Here is a 1,124-nt window from a genome sequence, read left to right on the forward strand (position 1 = left end):
GTACATTCTCTTGCGGCGGACGGGAAAAGAGCTCGGATGCATCCCCGGGTCGTGAGATGGTTCATCCTCCCTCCCGCCCGCGTATCCGGCGGTCGGGGGGTGCTCCGCTCTGCGTCATCCCCGGCTCAGCACAACCGATACGACGCTGTGGGGAATCTGCGATTCAAGGGACTCCTTTAAGGACGCTGCAAATTCATGGATCTCACCGGCCCGCTGGTCGGGGTCGAAGCCAAGGAATATCTCGATATAGACCCGCCGGCCCGACCGGCGCGAACGCACCCCGTGGAACTCGTGGTACTGGTCAAACGAGCCGGCCAGCTCACGCAGGATGAGGATCTGCAGCTCCTCCTCAAGGGTCTTGTCAAAGAGATCCGGCAGGGACGAGGAGATCTCGCGGTAACCGGCAAGCAGGAGGAACCCGATGATGATGAACGAGACGATCGGATCGATATACTCCGCCCAGTGATAGGGGGCAAAGACGACCGAGACGATGAGTGCAAAGAGGATGAGCAGGTCGGAAAAGGTCTTGGCCCGGCGAAGCCGCCACTGCGCCTCGATGATAGGCGAGGGCTCCCGCTGGGCACGGCGGTAGTACGTCCTCCAGTGGTAGGAATCGGCAGTGGCGGCGATCAGCATGAGGGGGATCCCGATGATCGCGGCGGTCATGTCGAACGGCTCCGGGTGGAGGAGGCGCATGGTCGTGAACACGAGCAGGATGCACAGCGAGACGAACATCACGGCGCCGGTGATGATCCGGGTCAGGGACTCGAACTTGCCCATCCCGTAATCATAGGAGAACTTCCCGCCCCGGGTCACCCGCCGTATGATGAGGAGGGCAAAGACTGTGGCCAGCATCTCGTTTCCAACCTTGATCACATCGGCAAGGAACGTGGCAGACCCGGTGACGATGACCGCAATGGTCTCCGGAATGAGGATGAGACAGTCCATGAAAAGGCCGGTCATCACCAGCTTCTGCAGGGGCTCTTCTGCAGCAGGGGTAGCGCCATCAGTCTTTGCATCGGTCATAGGTGCCTGTACCGGTTGGGCGCAAACGGATAAAAAACAGCAGGGATTTTCCGGTGAAAAAGGGGGCCAGGGGTGGTTTTTTTTGAGCTGTTACGGGG

At 60.1% G+C, this 1,124-nt stretch carries 1 protein-coding gene; it reads right to left on the reverse strand.

All coding sequences use genetic code 11. From position 1 onward, the window contains the following. Window positions 1-114: 114 nt before the first annotated feature. Entirely contained in the window at window positions 115-1,026 is a 912-nt protein-coding gene (locus CW742_RS14440) for a cation diffusion facilitator family transporter (protein ID WP_292421575.1), read from the reverse strand. Window positions 1,027-1,124 lie beyond the last annotated feature (98 nt).

Source organism: Methanoregula sp. (assembly GCF_002835825.1).
Classification (GTDB): Archaea; Halobacteriota; Methanomicrobia; order Methanomicrobiales; family Methanospirillaceae; genus Methanoregula.

What these genes read in the sequence shown, in the direction of transcription:
- CW742_RS14440 (WP_292421575.1), bottom strand. Translation starts at nt 1,026, where the DNA reads ATGACCGATGCAAAGACTGATGGCGCTACCCCTGCTGCAGAAGAGCCC.